Raw genomic sequence first — 22,110 nt, forward strand, 5'->3', positions numbered from 1 at the left:
CTCCTCTCTGCCTAGTGGCGCCGGTGCGCCTCGGTCAGCTCCTCCAGGCGGCCGACGATCGCGTTCGGGCTGGGCTCGGCGAGCATCTCCGCGCGCAACCGCTGTGCGCCTTCGCGGAACGACGGCTCGGTGAGCACCCGCGCGACCGCGTCGCGCACGCCGCGCGCGGTGACGTCGTCGGTGTGGATGGCGATGCCCGCGCCGAGGTCCTGTTGCTGCTGGGCCTTCAGCGGCGCGTCCCACAGGTTCGTCAGCATCACCTGCGGCACCCCGTGCAGCATGGCCGTGGAGTGCGTGCCCGCGCCGCCGTGGTTGATGATCACCGAGCAGGTCGGCAGCAGCGCGTTCATCGGCACGAAGTCGACGAGCCTGGTGTTGTCCGGCACGCGCGGCAGCAGCGCCTGCTGCGTCGCGTCGAGCGTGGCGACGACCTCCGCGTCGAGGTCGCCGAGCGCTTCGAGCAGGTCGCCGAGCGACACCTCGTCCTTGCCGAGGGTCTCGCGCGCGGACACGCCCACGGTGAGGCAGATCCGGGGCTTGGCGGGCGGTTCGGCGAGCCAGTCCGGGATCACCGAGGGGCCGTTGTGCGGGACGTAGCGGGTGCCCACGGTCGGCACGCCGAGGTCGAGGCGCGTGCTCGGGGCGGACGGGTCGATGGTCCACTGCCCGGTGAGCAGGTCCTCGGAGAACGCCTTCTCCTTGCCGTAGCGGGCGAGCGTCCAGGTCATCCACTCCGCGAACGGGTCCTCGCGGTGCTCCTCCGGCTGCTCGGCCATCGCGCGGAGGAACTGCTGCCGGGCCCGGGTGACCACGTCGGGCCCCCACAGCAGCCGGGCGTGCGCGGCCCCGGACACGGTGGCGGCGATCGGCGCGGCCAGGGTCATCGGCTCCCAGACGACGAGGTCCGGCTGCCAGGACAGGGCGTAGTCGGTCAGCTCGTCGATGGTGGCGTCGCCGTTGAGCGGCTCGTGGCAGAACGCGGTGATCATCGTCTGCATGCCGAGCAGGTACTCCCAGCTCAGCCGCTCCGGCCGCTGCTCGGTGAAGTCCAGGCCCTTCTGGTAGAGGCCGATGTCACCGCCGATCCTGGTGATCAGTTCGATGATCGAGTCGTCGTTGCCGACCGGGACCGCGGTCAGCCCGGTGCCGGTGATCGCGTCCACAAGGGACGGTTGGCTGGCGACGCGGACCTCGTGGCCCGCGGTCTGCATCGCCCACGCGAGCGGGACGAGGTTGTAGTAGTGGGTCTTGTGGGCGAAGGAGCTGAACAGCACGCGCATGGGTATCTCCTCGCTCAGGCCGCGGTCACGGGCAGACGGGACACCGAGCGCAGCACGGGACTGCGCCGGTTTCGCACCACCGGGCCGGTGACCCGCAGGGCGGGCAACAACTCCAGCGCGACCTCGGCCTGGAGCCGGATGAGCGGCGCCGCGAGTCCGAAGTGGACACTGCGGTCCAGCGTGGCGGCGCCACCGGCGAGGACCACGACGTGGTCGTCCGCAGCGATCTCCGCGCCCGCCAGCTCCACCGGCTCGTGCGCGACGCGGCTCTCCAGTGCCACAGGCGGGGCATCCGGAGCACCGAGGACGGCGTTGCAGATCAGTCCGGGCACGATCTCCACGGTTGTGACCGCGAGCAGCATCCCGGCGAGGCGGGTGTCCTCCGGCGCGGGTCCCGCCTGCTCCGGGGTGAGCGCGGCGAGGTGATCGGCGAAGACGCCGTGCAGTCCGTCCACCGCGCTCATGGTGCGGAGCGTGTCGGTGGCGCGCTGCGGGCACAGCACGCTGTCCAGGGTCCGGCCGAGCCCGGCGAAGTGCGCGGGGAACCGCTCATCGGTCAGCTCGAACAGGTCGGTGAGCACCGCCGCGGGCAGCCGCCGCGCGAAGTCCGCGAGGTCGAAGCTCGGACCAAGTTCGCCCAGAAGGCGACTCGCCACAGCGGAAACGCGGGAGCGCGCGTGGTCTCCGGTGACGGGCTCGATGATCGCCCGGACCCGCTCGTAGTCAGCGCGGTCGCGGTGCAGCCCGGAGTTCTCCAGCGGCAGCACGTGCTGCGCGGGGTGCGCTCCGTCCGCGCGGCGGAGCCCGAAGCGGGGATCGCCCAGCACGTCGGCGCCCAGGTCCTGGTCGGCGATCACCCAGGTGCCGTCGTCCGCGCGGTGCACCGGTCCGCGTGCGCGAACCAGTTGCTCGGTGCTGTCGTCCATGGCGCGCAACAGAAGCGCGTAGGGGTCGCCGTGTTCACCGGAGAACCAGTGCGACGCCCGCGTGAAGTGCAGTCGCCTGCCCAGCACCCGGTCGATCGCCGGCTCGGCGTCAAGGGTGGTCATCGGTCTCCTTCGAGTGCGGTCAGCCAGTCGTCGATCGTGCGGACGGCGAACTCCGCGTGCTCGCCGTTCATCGTGAAGTGGTCGCCGGGAACGTCGGCGACGGTGTGCGCGCCGGGCCACGACGAGCGCCAGTCACCGGGCCCGCTCCACTCCGCCATCGGCTCCGACGCCCGCAGCAGCAGGACAGGAGCCTTGGGGGGCAACGGTTTCCAGTCGCCGAGCAGCCTGCGGTAGGCGCCCATCGCGGTGAGCCGGGCGTCGTCGATCTCCACCGGCGCGTTGTCCAGCGCGTAGGCGGTGATCTCCTGCTGCCACACGTTCATGGCGCTCTGGTCGTTGGGCGGGAACACATCGATGGCGACGAGGCCGAGCGGTCCCCTGCCCAGCCGCTCCAGGTGGCGAGTCAGCTCGTGCGCCATGTTCGCGCCGCCGGAGTGCCCGAGCAGCACGAACGGCCCGTCCAGCGCGGCGAGCGCCTGCGCCTGGGCCTCCAGGACGGCTTCCAGGGTCGCGGGCAACGGTTCGTCCGGCGCGAACCCGGGCTGGGGCAACGCCCACACGTCCCGATCACCGCGCGCGGCGTTGGCCAGTCGGGCGAACTCGTGCGGCCCGGCCATCGCGGCGGTGCCGCAGCAGAAAACCAGGCTCGGCCGCCGCGATCCCTCGGCCAGGCGAACCAGGTCGAGGCGGTGGCCGGTGGTGAACCGGGGGCGGAAGCGGGCGAGGTCGCCGAGCACCGCGATGAACTCCTCGGCGGTGCCCTCCGCCACAGCCGTCCGGTACATCGGCGCCAGGGTGCTCGCGCGTGCGGCCGGAGCGCTGCCGAGCCGGGATTCCAGGTGTTCGGCGAGCGCCCGCGCGCAGGAGTGCTCGAACACCAGCGTCGCGGGGAGGTCGAGCCCGGTCGCTGCCTTGAGCCGATCCCGCAGCTCAACGGCGGTCAGTGAATCGAAGCCCAGCTCCTGGAACTCCCGCTCGGCTGGGATCGTCGTCTCGTCGTCGTGCCCCAGGACGCGAGCTACCGTCGTCCGCACTAGCTGCTCCAAGTCCTTCGGAGTCTCTTGTGCTACAACGGTTTCCGCAGTCTTGGGCACGAGTTCTTCGATCAGCGGGCGAGCGCGCAGCGCGGTGAAGCCCACGGCGAAGCGCGACCAGTCCACGTCGGCGACGGCGATCGTCGTGTCGTCCTGTTCCAGGGCGATGCGCAGCTCAGCGAGGGCGCGCTCCGGGTCCATGGTGCCGAGCCCACGTCGGCGCAGGTACTCGCCCCCGGCGCCCGCGGCCATTCCGTCGCCGTCCCACAGGCCCCACGCCACCGACACCGCGTGCAGCCCGCGCGAGCGGCGCTGCTGGGCGAGTGCGTCGAGGAACGCGTTGGCGGCGCCATACGCGCCCTGGCCGCCGCTTCCCCACACGCCGGAGGTGGACGAGAACAGCACGAACGAGGTTTCCGGATCGTCAACCAAGTCGGACAGGTGTTGCGCACCAAGGGTCTTGGCAGCGAGCACGTCGACGAACTCGGCTTCCGTCATCTCGGCGACCGGCGTTGTCTGGGCGACGCCCGCCGTGTGCACGACCGTCCTCATAGGACCGTGGTCCCGGATCACGGCCGCTACCGCGTCCCTCTCAGTGATGTCACACGGCACCACGGTGGTCTTCGCGCCGAGGTCAGCGAGCTCTGCTTCCAGTTCGGTGACGCCGTCCGCGCCGGTGCCACTGCGGCTCACCAGCACGACGTGCTCAGCACCGGACTTGGCGAGCCAGCGCGCGACCTGCCTGCCCAGCGCCCCGGTGCCGCCGGTGACCAACGCGGTCCCGCCCGGCGCCCAGTCCCGCCCGCCACCGCGAACCTGCGCCCGAGCGAGGCGCCGGGCCAGAATCCCCTTGGTGCGCACGGCGATCTGATCCTCCGGGCCGCCGTCCGCCAGCACGTTGGCCAGGCTGTCCTCGCCGCCGGAGGCGGGCAGGTCGATCAAGCCGCCCCAGCGCTCGGGGTGTTCGAGGCCGATGGCCCGGCCCAGTCCCCACACCTGTGCCTGGTCCGGATCGGGCACTTCGCTCGCCGAGACGGCGACCGCGCCCCGGGTCACGCACCACAGCGGCGCGGTGCTCCCCGCGTCACCGAGGGCTTGGACCAGCGCGAGCGTGCCGACCGCGTCCAGGGTCGAGACGACGCCCGTAGCGTGCGGGAACTCACGAAGCCGGGCCGCGAGGTCGGCTCCCGGCGCGATCACCTCTGCGCCAAGGCGCTCCGAGATCGCACCCGGCTCGCCGACGACGAGCCAGCCGCTTCCGGGTTCCTGCGCCTGAATGGTCAGCGGACGCCAAGAAACGCGGTAACGCCAATCGTCCACAGTGGACTTATACGTCCGTTCAAGCCAGAACCGCTTGTGCTGGAACGGATACGTCGGAAGGTCGACGCGGCGGGCGCCCGGCAGGAAAGCGTCCCAGTCCACCGCGACACCGTGTGCTGCGGCCAGGCCGACCGCGGACCGGATCGATGCCAGCTCACCGCGTTTCCGGTGCAACGTCGGCAAGAACACTCCGTCGTCGGCGCACTCACGGCCGAGCGCCGACAGCGTGCCGTCCGGCCCCAGCTCCACGAAGACCGTCGCGCCCCGCTCACGCAGGTGCTCGATCCCATCCTGGAACCGCACCGCCTCCCGCACATGCCGCACCCAATAATCGGCCGTGTAGGCGGTGACTGGCTCACCGGTGAGGTTGGAGACGACCGGGATCTGCGGCGCAGCATAGGAAATCTCCGATGCGACACGGCGGAAGTCCTCCAGCATCGGCTCCATCAGCGGCGAGTGGAACGCGTGGCTGACGCGGAGCCGCTTCGACTTGTGCCCGCGCGTGTCCAACTCCTCCGCCGCGCGCAGCACGGGACCCTCGGCGCCGGAGAGCACGACCGAGCCGGGCGAGTTGATCGCGGCGATGCCGATCTCATCGGTCAGCAGCGAAGCGACCTCGGCTTCGGTGGCGCGAACGGAGATCATCGCGCCACCTTCGGGCAGCGCCTGCATCAGCTCGGCCCGAGCCGCGACGAGCTTGCACGCGTCCGGCAACGACAGGGCTCCGGCGACGTGCGCGGCCACGAGTTCGCCGACCGAGTGGCCAAGGAGCAGGTCCGGCTTCACGCCCCAGCTCTCGACGAGCCGGAACAGCGCGACCTCCAGAGCGAACAGCGCGGGCTGGGCGGCGCCGGTCTGGTCCAGGTCGTCCTCTCGCACCGCGAGGTGCTCGGCAACCTCGTCGAAGGCCGCCGTGAACACGGGGAACGACGCGTACAGCTCGCGTCCCATCCCGACCCGCTGACTGCCCTGCCCAGCAAAGAGGAACGCCAGCTTGCCGGGCTTGGGCGAAAACGGGGACAGTCGCCCAAGTTCACGGCGGAACCCGTCCGCGTCCACCGCGACGACGACGGCGCGGTGGCTCAGCCCGGACCGCGTGGTGGCGAGCGAGTACGCGACGTCCGCGAACGGCACATCGTCCACAATGGACGCAAGGTCACGAGCCTGTTGTTCCAGAGCCTGAATGGATCGACCGGAGAGCAGCCACGGCACGGGCCCGGCGACCTCACCAGGCGGGGTGATCTCCTCCACTGCGGGAGCTTCGAGGATGATGTGCGCGTTGGTGCCGCTGATACCAAACGACGACACCGCACACCGGCGCGGACGTTGCCCGACAGGCCACGGCTGTGCCTCGGTGAGCAGCCGCACCGCACCCGCGGACCAGTCGACGTGCGGGGTCGGCGCGTCCACGTGCAAGGTCTGCGGCAGCACTCCGTGCCGCATCGCCAGCGCCATCTTGATCACGCCGCCGACGCCGGACGCGGCCTGGGTGTGGCCGATGTTGGACTTGAGCGACCCCAGCCACAACGGCTGTTCCCTGTCCTTGCCGTAGGCCGCGAGAACCGCTTGCGCCTCGATCGGATCGCCGAGCACCGTGCCCGTGCCGTGCGCCTCCACAGCGTCCACATCGGACGGTTCGAGCCGGGCGTTGGCCAGTGCCGCCCTGATCACCCGCTGCTGCGCGGGACCGCTGGGCGCGCTGAGCCCGTTGGACACGCCGTCCTGGTTGACGGCCGATCCCCTGACAACTGCGAGCACGTCGTGGCCGTTGCGGCGCGCGTCGGACAACCGCTCCAGCAGCAGCACGCCGACACCCTCGCCCCATCCGGTGCCGTCCGCCGACGCGGCGAAGGACCGGCACCGGCCATCGGCGGCCATTCCCCGCTGGCGGCTGAACTCCACGAAGGCGTCCGGCGTGGCCATCACCGCGACGCCGCCGGCCAGGGCCATCGAGCACTCACCGCCGCGCAGCGCCTGCGCGGCCAAGTGCAACGCCACCAGGGACGACGAGCACGCCGTGTCCACCGTCAGCGAAGGTCCTTCCAGACCGTACACATAGGACAGACGACCGGAGAGCACCGCGGAGGCGTTGCCGGTCAACAGGAAGCCGCCCAACTCCTCGGGCACCTCGTCCGGTGGCGGCGCGTATCCCTGGTAGGAGGCGCCGAGGAAGACACCGGTGCGGCTGCCACGGACGGAGAGCGGCGCGATTCCCGCGCGCTCGAACGCCTCCCACGAGGTCTCCAGCAGCAACCTCTGCTGCGGGTCCATCGCCAGCGCCTCACGAGGACTGATGCCGAAGAACTCCGCGTCGAAACCCGCCACGTCGTCGAGGAATCCGCCCTCTCGGCAGTACGTGCGGCCGGGCGTCCCCGGTTCGGGGTGGTAGATGCCGTCCACGTCCCAGCCGCGGTCGGCGGGCATCTCCCCGACCGCGTCCACCCCGGCGGCGACCAGGTCCCACAGCCGCTCGGGCGAGGCCGCCCCGCCCGGGTAGCGGCAGCCGACGCCGATGATCGCGATCGGCTCCCCCGCCTCGGCGACGAGCCGCTGGTTGGCCTTGCGCAGCCGCTCGGTCTCCTTCGCCGACGCACGCAGCGCTTCGAGCAGTTTCTCCTGGGACACGGCCATGGTCAGGACTCCTCGGCACCGTCGAGGACGAGCCGCACCAGCATGTCGGCGTCCATGTCGTCGAGCTCGCTCTCCTCGGCTTCCGGCTCCTGCCCGTCGGCGAGCCGCAGCAGGTCCGCGAGCAGCCCGGACTCACGCAGCCGGGCCAGCGGGATGCTCGCCAGCGCCGCCCGCACCGCACGCTCCTCCGGATCGGCCGGTTCGCCATCCAACCGGAACTCGCCGAGCACGAACAGGGCCAGCGCCGAGGATGTGGGGTGGTCGAACACCAGCGTCGTCGGCAGCGTCAACCCGGTTGCCTCGGCGACCCGGTTGCGCAGCTCGACGGCGGTCAGCGAGTCGAAACCCAGCTCGCGCAGCGGCCGGTCCGGTTCGACTGCTTCAGCTCCGGCGTGCCCGAGCACCGCGGCGGCCTGCCGCCGGACCAGGTCGAGCACGAGCGCGCGCCGATCGTCCTCGGGCAGCGCGGCCAACCGCTCGGCGAGATCGTTCTCGGCGATCACCGGCTCGTCCAGCACCACGTCGATCAAGCCCTCGATCAACGGGCGGGACCGTGCTGCCGTGAAGCCGACAGCGAAGCGCGGCCAGTCCACATCGGCGACGGACACGAAAGTCTCGTCGTGGTCAAGGGTCTGCTGGAGCGCGGCCAGCGCGTGCTCCGGGTCCATCACGCCAAGACCGTGACGGCGCAGGTAGTCCTCGCCCGCGCCCTCACCCATCCCGCCGCCGCCCCACAGGCCCCAGGCCACGGACACCGCGTGCAGCCCGCGTGCCCTGCGCCGCACGGCGAGCGCGTCGAGGTGGGCGTTCGCGGCGGCGTAGGCGCCCTGGCCCCGGCTGCCCCACACGCCTCCGTTGGAGGAGAACAACACGAACGTCGTCCCGGGATCGTCGAGCAGGGCGTCCAGGTGCTCGGCACCGGCGACCTTGCCCGCGACGACCTCCTCGAACCGCGCAAGGTCCAGTTCGTCCAATGTGGACGTCTGCGGCATCCCCGCGGTGTGCATCACCGCCGAGAGCGGACCGTGCGCCTCGACCAGGCCCGCCACGGCGGCGCGGTCGGCGAGGTCGCACGCCGCGATGGTGACCTTGGCGCCCAGCTCGACCAGCTCCGCCTCCAGCTCGGCGGCGCCCGGCGCGGCGGGGCCACGGCGGCTGACCAGGACCACGTGCTCGGCACCGGACTTCGCGAGCCATCGCGCCACGTGGCCACCGATCGCGCCAGTGCCGCCGGTGACCAGGACTGTCCCTTGTGGACGCCACTGGCTCTCCGCTGGTCCGATCGGCGCCCGGACGAGCCGCCTGCCGAAGGCTCCCGCCGCGCGGATCATGACCTGGTCTTCGCCACCGACGACGCTCAGCGCGGCCGCGAACCGCCGCTTGGCGTCCTCGTCGGCCTGGGCAGGCACGTCCACCAGGCCGCCCCAGCGTTCTGGCTGCTCCAGCCCGACGACTCGACCCATGCCCCAGATCTGTGCCTGTTCAGGACTGACCTGGTCCCCCACGGCGTTGCTCGTCAAGAACCACAGCGGCGCGGACAGCTCGGCGTGCACCAGGTCCAGCGTCGCCGCCACCCCGGCGGGAACGGCCGGATGCTCGGAATGCGGCTGTTCGTCGGCGCCGAGCAGCGACAGCACTCCGGCGTAGGACGCGCTCCGATCGATTTCGTCCACAGTGGACACACGGACCGCTTCGACACCGTGCTCGGTCAGCGCAGCGACCCACGGGTCACCGCCTTCGCCGACCACGAGCCAGGTCCCGGACAGCTCGGGCTCGCGGTCCGGCAAGGGCTTCCATTCGATCCGGTACCGCCAGCTATCCACATTGGACTCGCCGTTTTCCCACCACGGAACCACCGCGTCGAGCCAGTACCTCTCGCGCTGGAACGCATACGTGGGTAGTTCGACGCGACGCGCATCCGGGAACAGCTTCGCCCAGTCCAGCCGCACGCCCCGCACGTGCGCCTCCGCCAGCGAGGTCAGGAACCGCCGCTCGCCGCCATCATCCCGGCGCAGCGAGCCGAGGGCCGCCGCGGGGCTCTCCGTCGCGGAGATCGTCTCCTGGATGGCGGGGACGAGCACCGGATGCGGGCTGCACTCGACGAACGCGCCGTGACCCGAGGTGAGCAGTGCCCGGACACCAGTGTCGAACTCCACCGTCTGCCGCAGGTTGCGGTACCAGTACTCCGCGTCGCACTTCGCCGTATCGATCCGCGATCCGTCCACAGTGGAATAGAACGGGATCTCCGAGGTACGCGGTGTGATTCCGGCCAGAGCGTGCAGCAAGGAATCGCGAATGCTCTCCACCTGTGCGGAGTGGGAGGCGTAGTCCACCGGAATCCGCCGCGCGTGCACACCGTCAGCTTCGCAGTCCGCGAGGAGTTCTTCCAGCGCTTCCGGCTCCCCGGAGACCACGACGACGGCAGGGCCGTTCACCGCCGCGACGGAGATCCGCTCGCCCCACTTCTCCAAGCGAGGCAACAGCTCCGCCGAGGGCACCGATACGGACACCATGCCACCGCGACCAGCGAGAGAACGGCGGATCTCGATGCTGCGCAGGGCGACAACCTTCGCGGCGTCCTCAAGGGACAGAGCACCGGCCACGCAAGCCGCTGCGATCTCGCCTTGTGAATGACCGATCACCGCAGCGGGCTCGACACCGTAGGAGCGCCACAGCTGCGCCAGCGACACCATGACCGCGAACAGCGCGGGTTGCACGATGTCCACGCGGTCCAATGGTCCGCGCAGCTCCTCGAACAAGTCCCAGTCCACGTGCGGCCGCAGCGCCGCCGCGCACTCCCGCATCCGCTCCGCGAACACCGGCTCGGACTCGATCAGCTCGGTCGCCATGCCGCTCCACTGCGAGCCTTGACCAGGGAAGACGAACACAGTCTTGGCCGTGGCTCGCGCCACCCCGCGCACGGCGAGATCCAGATCGGCCAAGCCCCGCCGCACTTCGTCCGCGTCCCGCGCCACGACCACGGCCCGGTGCGCGAACGTCGCACGCCCCGTAGCCAACGAGTGGCCGAGATCGTCGAGCCCGTAGAAGTCCACAGTGGACGCGAGCCGACGTGCTTGTGCCGTCAGTGCCTTGACGGTGCGGCCAGAGACCGGGATTAGCCAGTAGCGCTCCGGGCGCTCGGAGACTTCAGCCGGAACGCTCGGTGCGGCTTCGAGCACGAGGTGCGCGTTGGTGCCGGAGATCCCGAAGGCCGAGACGGCCGCCCGGCGCGCGCCCTCGGCCCACGGCACCGCTTCGGTCAGCAGCGACACGTTCCCGGCCGACCAGTCGACGTGCGGGGACGGGGTGTCCGCGTGCAGCGTCTTCGGCAGGACGCCGTTCCGCAGCGCCATGACCATCTTGATCACACCCGCGACCCCGGCCGCCGCCTGCGTGTGACCGATGTTGGACTTCACGGAACCCAGCCACAGCGCGGTTTCCCGGTCCTTGCCGTAGGTCGCGAGCACGGCGCGTGCCTCGATCGGGTCGCCCAGCTCGGTCCCGGTGCCGTGCGCCTCCACAACGTCCACTTCGGACGGACGCAGCTTCGCGTCGGCGAGCGCGGCCCTGATCACCTTCTGCTGCGCCGCACCGCTCGGCGCGGTCAGCCCGTTCGAGGCGCCGTCCTGGTTGACCGCGCTGCCCCGGATCACCGCGAGGACCGGGTGTCCGTTGCGCTCAGCGTCGGAAAGCCGCTCCAGCAACACCATCCCGACGCCCTCGCCCGGACCGAACCCGTCGGCGGTGGCGCCGAAAGCCTTGCAGCGCCCATCCGGCGCCAATCCGCGCTGGCGGCTGAACTGCACGAACAGGTCCGGCGCGGCCAACACGGTCACGCCGCCCGCCAGCGCCAGCGAACTCTCACCGGCGCGCAGAGACCGCACGGCCAGGTGCAGCGCCACCAACGACGACGAGCACGCAGTGTCCACTGTGACCGCAGGGCCTTCGAGACCGAGCGCGTAGGAGACGCGCCCGGCGACCATGCTCACCACGCCGCCGGTCAGCATCGCCGCTTCCAGCTCCGGCGACGCCGACCCGGCTCCTGCGGCGTAGGCATCGTGCCAGGCACCGGCGAACACCCCGACCTGCTCACCGCGCACCGTGTCCGGGTTGATCCCGGCGTGCTCGAAGGCTTCCCACGAAGTCTCCAGCAGCAGCCGCTGTTGCGGGTCCATCGCCAGCGCCTCACGAGGGCTGATCCCGAAGAACTCCGCGTCAAAACCCGCCACGTCGTCGAGGAATCCACCCTCGCGGCAGTACGTCGTTCCGGGGTGATCGGGATCGGGGTGGTAGAGGCGTTCCGCGTTCCATCCCCGGTCGGCGGGCATCGGCCCCACCGCGTCCACACCGGATTCCAGCAGCTCCCAGAACTCCTCGGGGGAGGCAACACCGCCGGGGTAGCGGCAGCTCATGCCGACGATCGCGATCGGTTCGGTGCCGCGTTCCTCGGCCACCCGCAGCCGCTCGCCGAGACTGTTGATCTCCGCCGTCGCCCGCCGCAGGTAGTCGCGGAGCTTGTCCTCTGCCGCGCTCATCCCTGTCACCGCCCCAGTTTCTGGTCGAGGAAGTCGAAGATGTCGTCATCCGACGCTGTTTCGATGTCGACTGCGGTTTCGATGTCCGTGACGGGTTTCTCGTCCTGAAGAGCCCGCCAGCGGGCCAGCAGATCGGCCATCCGGGCACCGACCTCGTCCCGCACCGTCGCGTCGAGCCGGTCGAACCGCGCGAGGGACCGCTCCAGCCGGTCGATCTCGTCCAAGACCGGTTCGGTCGGCTCCGGTGCGATCTCCGCGCACAGGTAGGCGGCGAGCGCGGTCGGCGTCGGGTGGTCGAACACCAGCGTCGCGGGCAGTTTCAGCCCGGTCACGGTGTTCATCCGGTTCCGCAGCTCGACTGCGGTCAGCGAGTCGAAGCCCAGCTCGCGGAACGCCCGATCAGCCTCGATGCCCGCCGCGCCACCGTGTCCGAGCACCGCCGCCGCCTGGGTGAGCACCACTTCCAGCACCAGTTCGTGCTGCTCCTCGGCCGTGTGCCCGGCGAGCCGCGCGGCCAAGTCCTCCGCCGTGGTCCCGGCATCCGCCGCGCTGACCGCGCGCACGGGCCCGGTCCGTACCAATCCGCGCAGCAGCGGCGCGACGGCCTTGGACCGCAGCGCCCCGAGGTCCAGTTTCATCGGCGCCAGCACCGGTTCGGTGGCGGCGATCCCCGCGTCGAACAGCGCTGCGGCTTCCTCGGCGCTCATCGGCAGCTGTCCGCCGGAGGCCATGCGGCGCACCAGCTCCTCGTGGTCGAGGTGCTTGGTCATGCCGCTGGCCTCCTTCCACAGTCCCCACGCCAGCGCGGACGTGGGCAGCCCCGCCTCTTTCCGCTTGCGCGCCAAGGCTTCCAGGTATGCGTTGGCCGCGGTGTAGTTGGCCTGTCCCGGGCTGCTGAACATCGACGACGCCGACGAGAACAGCACGAACGCGGCCAGGTCCTGGTCCCGGGTCAGCTCGTGCAGGTTGATCGCGGCGTCCACCTTCGGCCGCAGCACGGTGTCCACACGCTCGGCGTCCAGCGCGCCGATCACCCCGTCGTCGAGGACGCCCGCCGCGTGCACCACTGCCGTGATCCTGCGCCCCGCAAGGACTTCGCCCAGCGCCTCCCGATCGGCGGCGTCACAGGCGGCGACGGTGACCTTGGCGCCCAGCCCGATCAGCTCGGCCTCCAGATCCGGTGCCTTGCCGGTCCGGCTCACCAGCAGCAGATCGCGGACGCCGTGCTCGGCAACGAGGTGGCGGGCGATCGTGCCACCGGCGACACCCGTGCCGCCGGTGATCACCACGGTGCCCTCGGGGTCCAGCGGCGCGGGCACGGTCAGCACGAGCTTGCCGATGTGCTTGGCCTGGCTCAGGAAACGCAGTGCCTCGGGGGCTTCCCGCACGTCCCACGCGCGGATCGGCAGTGGCCGCAACACACCCGCCTCGAACAGCTCGACCAGCTCGCGCAGCATCTCCTGCGTGCGCTCCGGCCCAGCTTCCACCAGGTCGAACGCGCGGTAGAACACCTCGGGATGGTCGGCGGCCTCGCGGATGTCGGTTTTGCCCATCTCGATGAACCGGCCACCCGGTCGCAGCAGTCGCAGCGACGCGTCGACGAACTCCCGCGCCAACGAGTTCAGCACCACATCCATGCGGTCGAACTCACGCTCGAAGCCCAGCGTCCGCGACGACGCGATGTGCGTGATCCCCTGCTGCCGCAAGGTTTCCCACTTGCCCTGGCTCGCGGTGCCGTACACCGTCGCGCCCCAGTGCCGCGCGAGCTGCACGGCCGCCATGCCGACACCACCGGCCGCCGCGTGGATCAGCACCGACTCACCGGCCTTCAGGTCGGCCAGGTCGCGCAGCGCGTAGTAAGCGGTGAGGAACACCGCGGGCACGGAAGCGGCCTCGGCGAAGCTCCAACCAGCGGGCATCCGCACCACCATGTGGTGGTCGGCCACCGCGACCGGGCCGAACGAGCCGGGGAACATGCCCATCACCCGATCGCCCGGCGCCAAGTCGGGCACGCCCGGACCAACCTCGGTGATCACGCCCGCGCCCTCGGTGCCCATGATCGCGAGCCCCGGGTACATGCCCAGCGAGATCATCACGTCCCGGAAGTTGACTCCGGAGGCGCGCACCGCGATGCGAACCTGCCCTTCCGCCAACGGTTCCGCGGCTTCAGGGGCGGGGATCAGCGAGAGACCGTCGAGGGTTCCATCGCCCGCCTCCAGTCGCCACGGCCCGTCCGTGGGGGCAGTCAGCGCCGTCGTGTCCGCGCGGGCCAGCCGTGGCGCGGTGATCACCCCGTCGCGCGCTCGGACCTGCGGTTCCCCCGTGGAAAGCACTGCGGGAAGCATCGCGTCGTCGTCGATGTCCGCGAGCACGAACCGCCCTGGGTTCTCGGTCTGCGCGGACCGGACCAGACCCCACACGGCTGCGGTCGCCGGGTCGCTCGCGTCCCGGCTCACCAGGACCATCCGTCCGTCCTCGTTGGTCAGGAACTCCTGAACCCGTGAAAGGGCGCGATGGACGGCTTCGCGGACAGTCCCACCAGTCGGCCAGTGCACGACGACCGTGTCAGCCATCGAGTCGGCTTCCTCGCGCGGTCGCACCTCCGCCCAATCGAGCCGGAACAGCGAGTCCCTTGTGGACGACGTGAGTTCGTCGGCCACGGCGCGCACGGTCAGCGAGTCGACCGACAACACCGGCTGACCGGCAGCGTCGACCGCGTGCAACGCCACCGCGTCCGGGCCCGCGGAGCTGATCCGCACCCGCAACGTGGTCGCACCGCTGGCGTGCAGGGTCACGCCCTGCCAGGAGAACGGCAGCCGGACCGCGCCGTCCTCGGGGAAGAACGTCCCAAAGCCCAGGCTCTGCACCGCCGCGTCGAGCAGCGCCGGGTGCAGCCCGAAACCGTCGGGGTTAGCGGGCAGGCTGACCTCGGCGAAGACCTCGCCCTCGCGCACCCACCCGGACCGCACACCCCGGAAAACCGGACCGTAGCCGTAGCCCAGCTCGTCCAGGCGCGCGTACAGCTCGTCGGCGTCGGCGCGGGTGGCACCGGACGGCGGCCACTCTCCATTGTGGACTGGAGACGCGGGTTCCTCGGCCAGGAAGCCGCTGGCGTGCCGCGTGGAGTTCTCGCCGTCCCGCGTGTGCAGTGCGAACGGACGGCGGCCGGACTCATCGGCACCGGAGACCACCAGCTGGAGGCTCACAGAACCGCGCTCCGGCAGCACCAAAGGCACTTCAAGGGTCATCTCGTCCAGTCGTCCGAACCCGACCTCGTCGGCCGCCCGGATCGCCAGCTCGACGAAAGCCGTGCCCGGCAACAGAACCGTGCCGGACAAAGCGTGATCCGCGAGCCAGGGGTGCGTGCGCAGCGACAGGTTGCCCGTCAGCACAACGCTGTCGGAGTCGGGCATCCGGAGCACGGCGCCGAGCAGCGGGTGATCAGCGGCATCGAGCCCCGCCGTGCTCACATCACCGCTCAGCCCAGTGGGGTCCAGCCAGAACCGCTGGCGCTGGAAGGCATAAGTCGGCAGGTCAACGCGCTGCGCGCCCGGGAAAACCGCGCCGAAGTCCACACGCACCCCGTGCACGTGCGCCTGGCCGAGCGAGGTCAGGATGCGTCGCAACCCGCCTTCCTCGCGGCGCAGCGTGCCCAGCGTCGCGGCCTGCGCGCCGGTGTCCTCAATGGTCTCCTGCATGGACGTCGCCAGCATCGGATGCGGGTTGCACTCCAGGAACACACCGTGCCCCTGCTCAAGCAACGCGCGCGTGGCCAGCTCGAACTCCACCGGCTCCCGCATATTCCGGTACCAGTAGGCAGCGGTCAGCCCAGCGGTGTCGAACAGCCCGCCAGTCACCGTGGAGTAGAACGGGATCTCCGAGGTGCGCGGCGACACCGGGGCCAGCACGTCGTGCAGGTGGTCGTAGAACACATCGACCTGCGCGGAGTGACCCGCCGTGTCCACACCGGGAATGGGGCGGGCACGGATACCCTCCGCCGTCAGCTCCTCGGTGAGTTCCTTGAGCGCGTCGGGATAACCCGCGACGGTGGCGGAGTGCGGCCCGTTGACCGCCGCGACCGAGATGCGATCGCCGAACCGCTCAATCCGTTCGCGCACGGTGTCGGCGGGCAGGGCGATCGAGACCATTCCGCCCTGTCCGGCCAACTTCAGCCACGCCTGGCTGCGCAGGGCCACGATCCGCGCGGCGTCCACAAGGGACAGTCCGCCCGCGATGTGCGCGGCGGCGATCTCGCCCTGGCTGTGGCCGACCACCGCGGAAGGCCGAACGCCGTAGGAGAGCCACGTCCTGGCCAGCGAGACCATCATGGTGAACAGCACGGGCTGCACGACGTCGACCCGGTCCAGGCCGGGGGCTCCACGCAGGACGTCGAGCACCGACCAGTCCAGGAACTCCGACAGCGCCCGGTCGCACTCCTCCGCCGAAGCCCGGAAGACGTCCGACTCCTCCAGCAGCGCCTTCGCCATGTCCACCCACTGCGAGCCCTGGCCCGGGAAGACGAAGACGACGCGGTTGTCGCTCTGCGGCTGGCCAGTCAGGACACCGGCTTCCGGGCGACCTTCGGCCAGCGCACGCAGACCGGCGAGGACAGCTTCCCGGTCACCGCCAATGACGGCCGCGCGCTGCTCCAACGCGGCCCGGCCGGTGGCGAGGGAGAAACCGATGTCGGCGAGGCTGTGCTCGCTACCGTCCACAAAGGATGCGAGCTGGGCGGCTTGTGCCTTCAGCCCGCTCTCGCCACGACCCGACAGCACAAGCAGATGCTCAGCGGCCTCCGTCGACATCGCCGCGACGGGCTCTGGGGCGGCTTCCAGGATGACGTGGGCGTTGGTGCCCGCGATACCGAAGGACGACACGGCACTGCGACGCGGCCGGTCCACCTCCGGCCAGTCGATCCGCTCGGTGAGCAGTGCGACCTCGCCCGACGACCAGTCCACGTGCGGAGTGGGCGCGTCCACGTGCAGGGTCTGCGGCAGCACACCGTGCCGCATCGCCATGACCATCTTGATCACGCCCGCCACACCGGCCGCCGCCTGCGTGTGGCCGATGTTGGACTTCAGCGACCCCAACCACAGTGGCTCCTGCCGCCCCTTGCCGTAGGTCGCGAGCACGGCCTGCGCCTCGATCGGATCGCCGAGCACCGTGCCGGTCCCGTGCGCCTCGACAGCGTCCACATCGGACGGTCCGAGCCCGGCGACCGCGAGCGCGCGGCGAATGACTCGCTGCTGCGAAGGGCCACTCGGGGCGGTGAGGCCGTTGGAAGCGCCGTCCTGGTTGACCGCGCTCCCCCGCACCACCGCGAGGATCGGATGACCGTTGCGCTCCGCGTCGGACAGCCGCTCCACCAACAGCACGCCGACACCCTCGGAGAGGCCGACCCCATCGGCTCCCTCCGCGAACGCCTTGGACCGGCCATCGGCCGACATCACCCGCTGCCGGGAGAACTCGACGAACATCTCCGGCGTGGACATCACCGTGACGCCGCCAGCGAGCGCCATATCGCACTCACCACGCTGAAGCGCCTGAATCGCCATGTGCAATGCCACCAACGACGACGAGCACGCGGTGTCCACAGTAGCCGCTGGGCCTTCGAGGCCGAGCACGTAGGAGACGCGGCCGGACACCGCGCTCGCCGAGTTGCCGGTGCCCATGTAGCCGTCGAAGTCCTCGGCGGAGCCCACGACGAGTGGCATGTAGTGCTGGCCGTTGACACCGGCGAAGACACCGGTCGCAGAGCCCCGCAGCCCGGTCGGGTCGATCCCGGCCCGCTCCAGTGCTTCCCAGGTCGCTTCGAGGAGCAGGCGTTGCTGCGGGTCCATGGCAAGGGCCTCGCGCGGGGAGATGCCGAAGAACGCCGCGTCGAAATCGGCCGCCTCGTGCAGGAAACCACCCGCGCGGACGTAGGTCTTGCCCTGCACCCCGGGCTCGGGGTCATACAGGGTGCCGACATCCCAGCCACGGTTCTCGGGCAGCGGCGTCACCGCGTCCACGCCGTTGACGACGAGGTCCCACAGTTCTTCCGGCGAGCTGACCCCGCCGGGGAAACGGCAGCCGATGCCCACGATCGCCACCGGTTCGTCCGAAGTGGACAGTACCGGCGCCTCGGTGCGGTCGGCGGCCCCGCGCACCTGTTCCAACAGGAACTCCGCCAGCGCGACAGGAGTCGGGTAGTCGAAGATGAGCGTCGCCGGGAGGGTCAGCCCGGTCGCCGCGCCGAGCCGGTTGCGCAGCTCGACCGACGCCAGCGAGTCGAAGCCCAGTTCCTTGAAGGCCCTGGCCGATTCGACGGCTCCCCCGCTGTCGTGGCCGAGCACCGCGGCGACGTGCGCGCGGGTCAGGTCGAGCACGAAGGTGCGCTGGTCGGCTTCGGCGACCTCGGTGAGCCTGGCCGCCAACGCGGAAGCCTGACCGGGAGCGCTGACCGGCTCGGCGAGCCGACGCGCCGCGGGCAGGTCCGACACCAGCGGACGCGGACGGGCCGCGGTGTAGCGGGGCAGGAACACGTCCCAATCCACGTCGGCGACGACGAGGTGGCCGGAGTCCGCGTCCACCGCGCCGAGCGCCGATTCCGGGGTCATCGGCCGCAAACCACGGCGCAGCAAGTCGTCCTCGTCCACCCCGGCACCGCGCCACGGGCTCCACGACACGACACGCGTCGGAGCGCCACGACCACGGCGGTACACGGCGAGCGCGTCCAGGTAAGCGGTCCCGGCCGCGTAACCGCCCTGCCCGATGCCACCCCACACACCGGAGACCGACGAGAAGACGACCATGGGGACGTCTCCGGCGGTCTGGGCCAGCCGCAGCATCTCCGCTGCCTTGCCGGACACCGCCGCCGCGAAGGCACCGAGGTCCGTTTCGTCCAGTGTGGACAGTTCGACCACGGGAGGCGCGAGCACGATGAGGTCTGCGGGCCCTTCGGAGACCACGCGCTCGGCGCCGTTGGCGAGCAGCCACTCCGCCAGCTCGTCGTTCCCGCCCACGAGCTGCACAGTGCCCGTAGGGCGCCACGGGTTTCCCTTGTGCTGAGCGGGAACCAGGCGGCGGGCAAGCAATCCTGCTCCGCGCACCGCAACCTGGTCCTCCGCACCCGCGAGCGCCGAGACCAGGAGCGCACCGACCCGCTCATCTCGCTGTGCGGGCAGGTCGATCACGCCGCCCCAGTGCTCCGGCAGCTCCAGTCCGACCACCTGGCCGAGGCCCCACAGTTGCGCCTGCGCCGGGCTGGTCACCCGCTCGACCGCGCCACTGGTGACGCACCACAGCGGTGCTCGCAGACCGCCCTGCACCAGGGCTAGGACCTCCGCGACGCCCTTGGTCAGCTCGGGCTGCTCCGGGTGCGGGGTGTCATCAAGCCCGTGCAGCGACAGCACTCCGGCGATCTCGCCCTCGGCATCCGCGGCGACAACCTCGGCACCGTGCGCGGCGAGCGTGGAGGCGAACCAGCCATCGTCCTCTCCCACCACGATCCACCGTCCACTCAGGACCGGCGTGGCGGCGGTGACGGGCTTCCAGTCGATCCGATACCGCCGATTGTCCACATCGGACACCTGGGCGGTCTGTTCCAACCAGAAGTGCTGGTGCTGGAAGGCGTAGGTCGGCAGCTCGACCCGTCGCCCACGCACCGCGCCAGACCAGTCCACGGCGATCCCGTGCGCGTACGCCTCGCCCACCGAGGTCAGGAAGCGGCGTCGACCCCCCTCGTCCCGCCGCAGCGTTCCCACGGCGAACCCGTCCGTCTCCTGGATGGCCGGAACCAGAACGGGATGCGGACTCGTCTCCACGAACGCCGTAAGGCCAGATCCGATCAGCGCACGAACGGTGTCCTCAAAAAGAACGCGCTGCCTCAGATTGCGGTACCAGTACTCAGCGTCCAGCGTCGCCGTGTCGATCCGTTCGCCGGTCACCGTGGAATAGAAGGGGATCGCAGATGCAGTCGGCGTGATTCCAGCCAGCGCGGACAACAGCCGCTCGCGAATCGTTTCCACGTGAACGGAATGCGACGCATAGTCCACCGGAATCCGACGCACCCGGACACCGTCCGCCTCACACCGCGCGAACAGCACATCCAACCCAGCAGGATCACCAGACACCACAGTGGACGCCGGACCGTTCACCGCGGCAATCGAAACACCCTGCGGCAGAAGCAACTCCACCTCAGACACCGGTAGAGACACCGACATCATCCCGCCACGCCCGGCCAAATCCTCCGCGATCGCCCGGCTACGCAACGCCACAACCTTCGCAGCGTCCTCAAGCGACAAAGCACCCGCCACACAAGCCGCAGCGATCTCACCCTGGGAGTGACCGATCACGGCAGCAGGCTCCACGCCATAGGACCGCCACAGCGAAGCCAACGACACCAGAACCGCGAACAGCACGGGCTGAACCACATCGACCCGCTCCAGGGGCCCACGCAGCTCCTCGAACAGGTCCCACTCCACATGCGGAGCCAACGCCGAAGCACACTCCGCCATCCGAGCCCCGAAAACCGGCTCCGACAACAGATCAACCGCCATGCCGCTCCACTGCGAACCCTGACCAGGGAACACGAAGACCGGACGGTCGTCGACGCGCACAGACCCCGTGACCACCGAGGCATCGGGCATACCATCAGCCAGCGCGCGCAGGCCACGCAGCAGCTCGTCCCGCTCGACCCCGACGACAACCGCGCGGTTCTCCAGCTTCGCGCGGCCCGTGGCGAGCGAGAACGCGATGTCCGAGATCTCGGCCGATGAGGAAAGCGGCTCCAGCAGGCGGGAAGCCTGGTCGCGCAACGCCTTCTCGGTCCGCCCGGACAACAGCAGCGGGATCTCGCCGTGCACTCGCTGCACCGAAGGGACTTCGGCGGGCGCAGGTGCTTCCACCACGACGTGCGCGTTGGTACCCGAGATCCCGAAGGACGACACGGCGAACCGACGCGGGTGATCCCCGGAAGGCCAAGGCTGCGCCTCGGTGAGCAACCGCACCGCTCCGCTGGACCAGTCCACGTGCGGAGTGGGCGCGTCGACGTGCAGTGTGCGCGGGAGAACTCCCTGCCGCATAGCCATGATCATCTTGATCACGCCCGCGACACCCGCCGCCGCCTGCGTGTGGCCGATGTTGGACTTCAACGACCCCAACCACAAAGGCTCCGAGCGATCCTTGCCGTAAGTCGCCAGCAACGCCGCGGCCTCGATGGGGTCACCGAGATCGGTCCCCGTGCCGTGCGCCTCCACGGCGTCCACATCGGAGTAGGTCAGGCCAGCACCGGCCAGGGCCGAGTCGATCACGCGCTCCTGCGACGGGCCGTTGGGCGCGGTGAGGCCGTTGGAAGCACCGTCCTGGTTGACCGCACTCCCTCGGATCACCGCGAGGATCGGGTGACCGTTGCGCTCCGCGTCGGACAGCCGCTCCACCAACAGCACGCCGACACCCTCGGAGAAGCCGACGCCGTCCGCCGACGCCGCGAAGGCCCGCGACCGGCCGTCGGGCGATAGTGCGCGCTGACGGCTCATCTCGATGATCCCGCCGAGCGTGGACATCACGGTGACGCCACCGGCGAGCGCCATGTCGCACTCACCACGCTGAAGCGCCTGAACCGCCATGTGCAGTGCTACCAACGATGACGAGCACGCAGTGTCCACAGTGACCGCAGGACCTTCAAGGCCGAGCACGTAGGCGACGCGGCCGGACAGCACGCTGCCGGAAGTGCCGGTGCCGAGGTAGCCGCCGAAGTCCTCCTGCACGCTGTCCAGCGCGGGCGCGTAGTCGTGGTACATCGAACCCGCGAAGACCCCGGTCCTGCTGCCCCGCAACGATTGCGGGTCGATGCCCGCGCGCTCCACGGCCTCCCACGAAGTCTCCAGCAACAGCCGCTGCTGCGGGTCCATCGCCAGGGCTTCCCTGGGGGAGATCTCGAAGAACGCCGGGTCGAACAGGGCGGCCTCGTGCAGGAAGGAACCCTCTCGCACGTAGGTCTTCCCGGGCGTTCCCGGCTCGGGGTGGTAGCTGCCCGCCACATCCCAGCCGCGGTCGGACGGCAACGGCCCCGCCGCGTCCACCCCGTCATCCACCAGTCGCCACAGGTCCTCCGGCGAAGCGACTCCGCCGGGAAGACGGCAGCCCATCCCGACGACGGCGATCGGCTCCCGCTGGCTGTCCTCCACCGCGCGCAGACGCTCACGCGTCTCCTTCAGCTCGGCGAGGGCACGCTTGAAGTACTCCCGGAGCTTCGTCTCGGTGTCGTGGTCGGCCACGT

At 70.6% G+C, this 22,110-nt stretch carries 4 protein-coding genes and 1 pseudogene; all 5 read right to left on the reverse strand.

Annotated features, from left to right (window positions below; all coding sequences use genetic code 11):
* Positions 1 to 11 precede the first annotated feature (11 nt).
* Positions 12 to 1,280, reverse strand: a complete 1,269-nt coding sequence (locus NLX83_RS35805; protein ID WP_254239704.1) for an activator-dependent family glycosyltransferase — start codon at positions 1,278 to 1,280, stop codon at positions 12 to 14.
* Positions 1,281 to 1,294: 14 nt separating this feature from the next.
* Positions 1,295 to 2,329 carry a cytochrome P450 family protein gene (locus tag NLX83_RS35810; RefSeq protein WP_254239705.1) on the reverse strand — a complete coding sequence of 345 codons (1,035 nt, stop codon included), beginning with the start codon at positions 2,327 to 2,329 and terminating at the stop codon, positions 1,295 to 1,297.
* Complete coding sequence (locus NLX83_RS35815) at positions 2,326 to 7,308, reverse strand: SDR family NAD(P)-dependent oxidoreductase (RefSeq protein WP_374118851.1); 4,983 nt, start codon at positions 7,306 to 7,308, stop codon at positions 2,326 to 2,328. The genes NLX83_RS35810 and NLX83_RS35815 overlap by 4 nt, the downstream gene beginning before the upstream one ends.
* 8 nt (positions 7,309 to 7,316) lie before the next feature.
* On the reverse strand, positions 7,317 to 11,858 hold the full coding sequence (locus NLX83_RS41660; RefSeq protein WP_441296821.1) for an SDR family NAD(P)-dependent oxidoreductase: 4,542 nt from the start codon (positions 11,856 to 11,858) through the stop codon (positions 7,317 to 7,319).
* Positions 11,855 to 22,000: pseudogene (locus tag NLX83_RS35830) on the reverse strand (type I polyketide synthase); the annotation flags it as partial. The pseudogene NLX83_RS35830 and the gene NLX83_RS41660, both read right to left, overlap by 4 nt.
* Between the last annotated feature and the right edge of the window lie 110 nt (positions 22,001 to 22,110).

This window comes from Allokutzneria sp. A3M-2-11 16, assembly GCF_024213555.1.
Taxonomy (GTDB): domain Bacteria; phylum Actinomycetota; class Actinomycetes; order Mycobacteriales; family Pseudonocardiaceae; genus Allokutzneria.

Coding starts and splice junctions, on each gene's coding strand:
- NLX83_RS35805 (WP_254239704.1), bottom strand. CDS start 1,280: ATGCGCGTGCTGTTCAGCTCCTTCGCCCACAAGACCCACTACTACAAC.
- NLX83_RS35810 (WP_254239705.1), bottom strand. CDS start 2,329: ATGACCACCCTTGACGCCGAGCCGGCGATCGACCGGGTGCTGGGCAGG.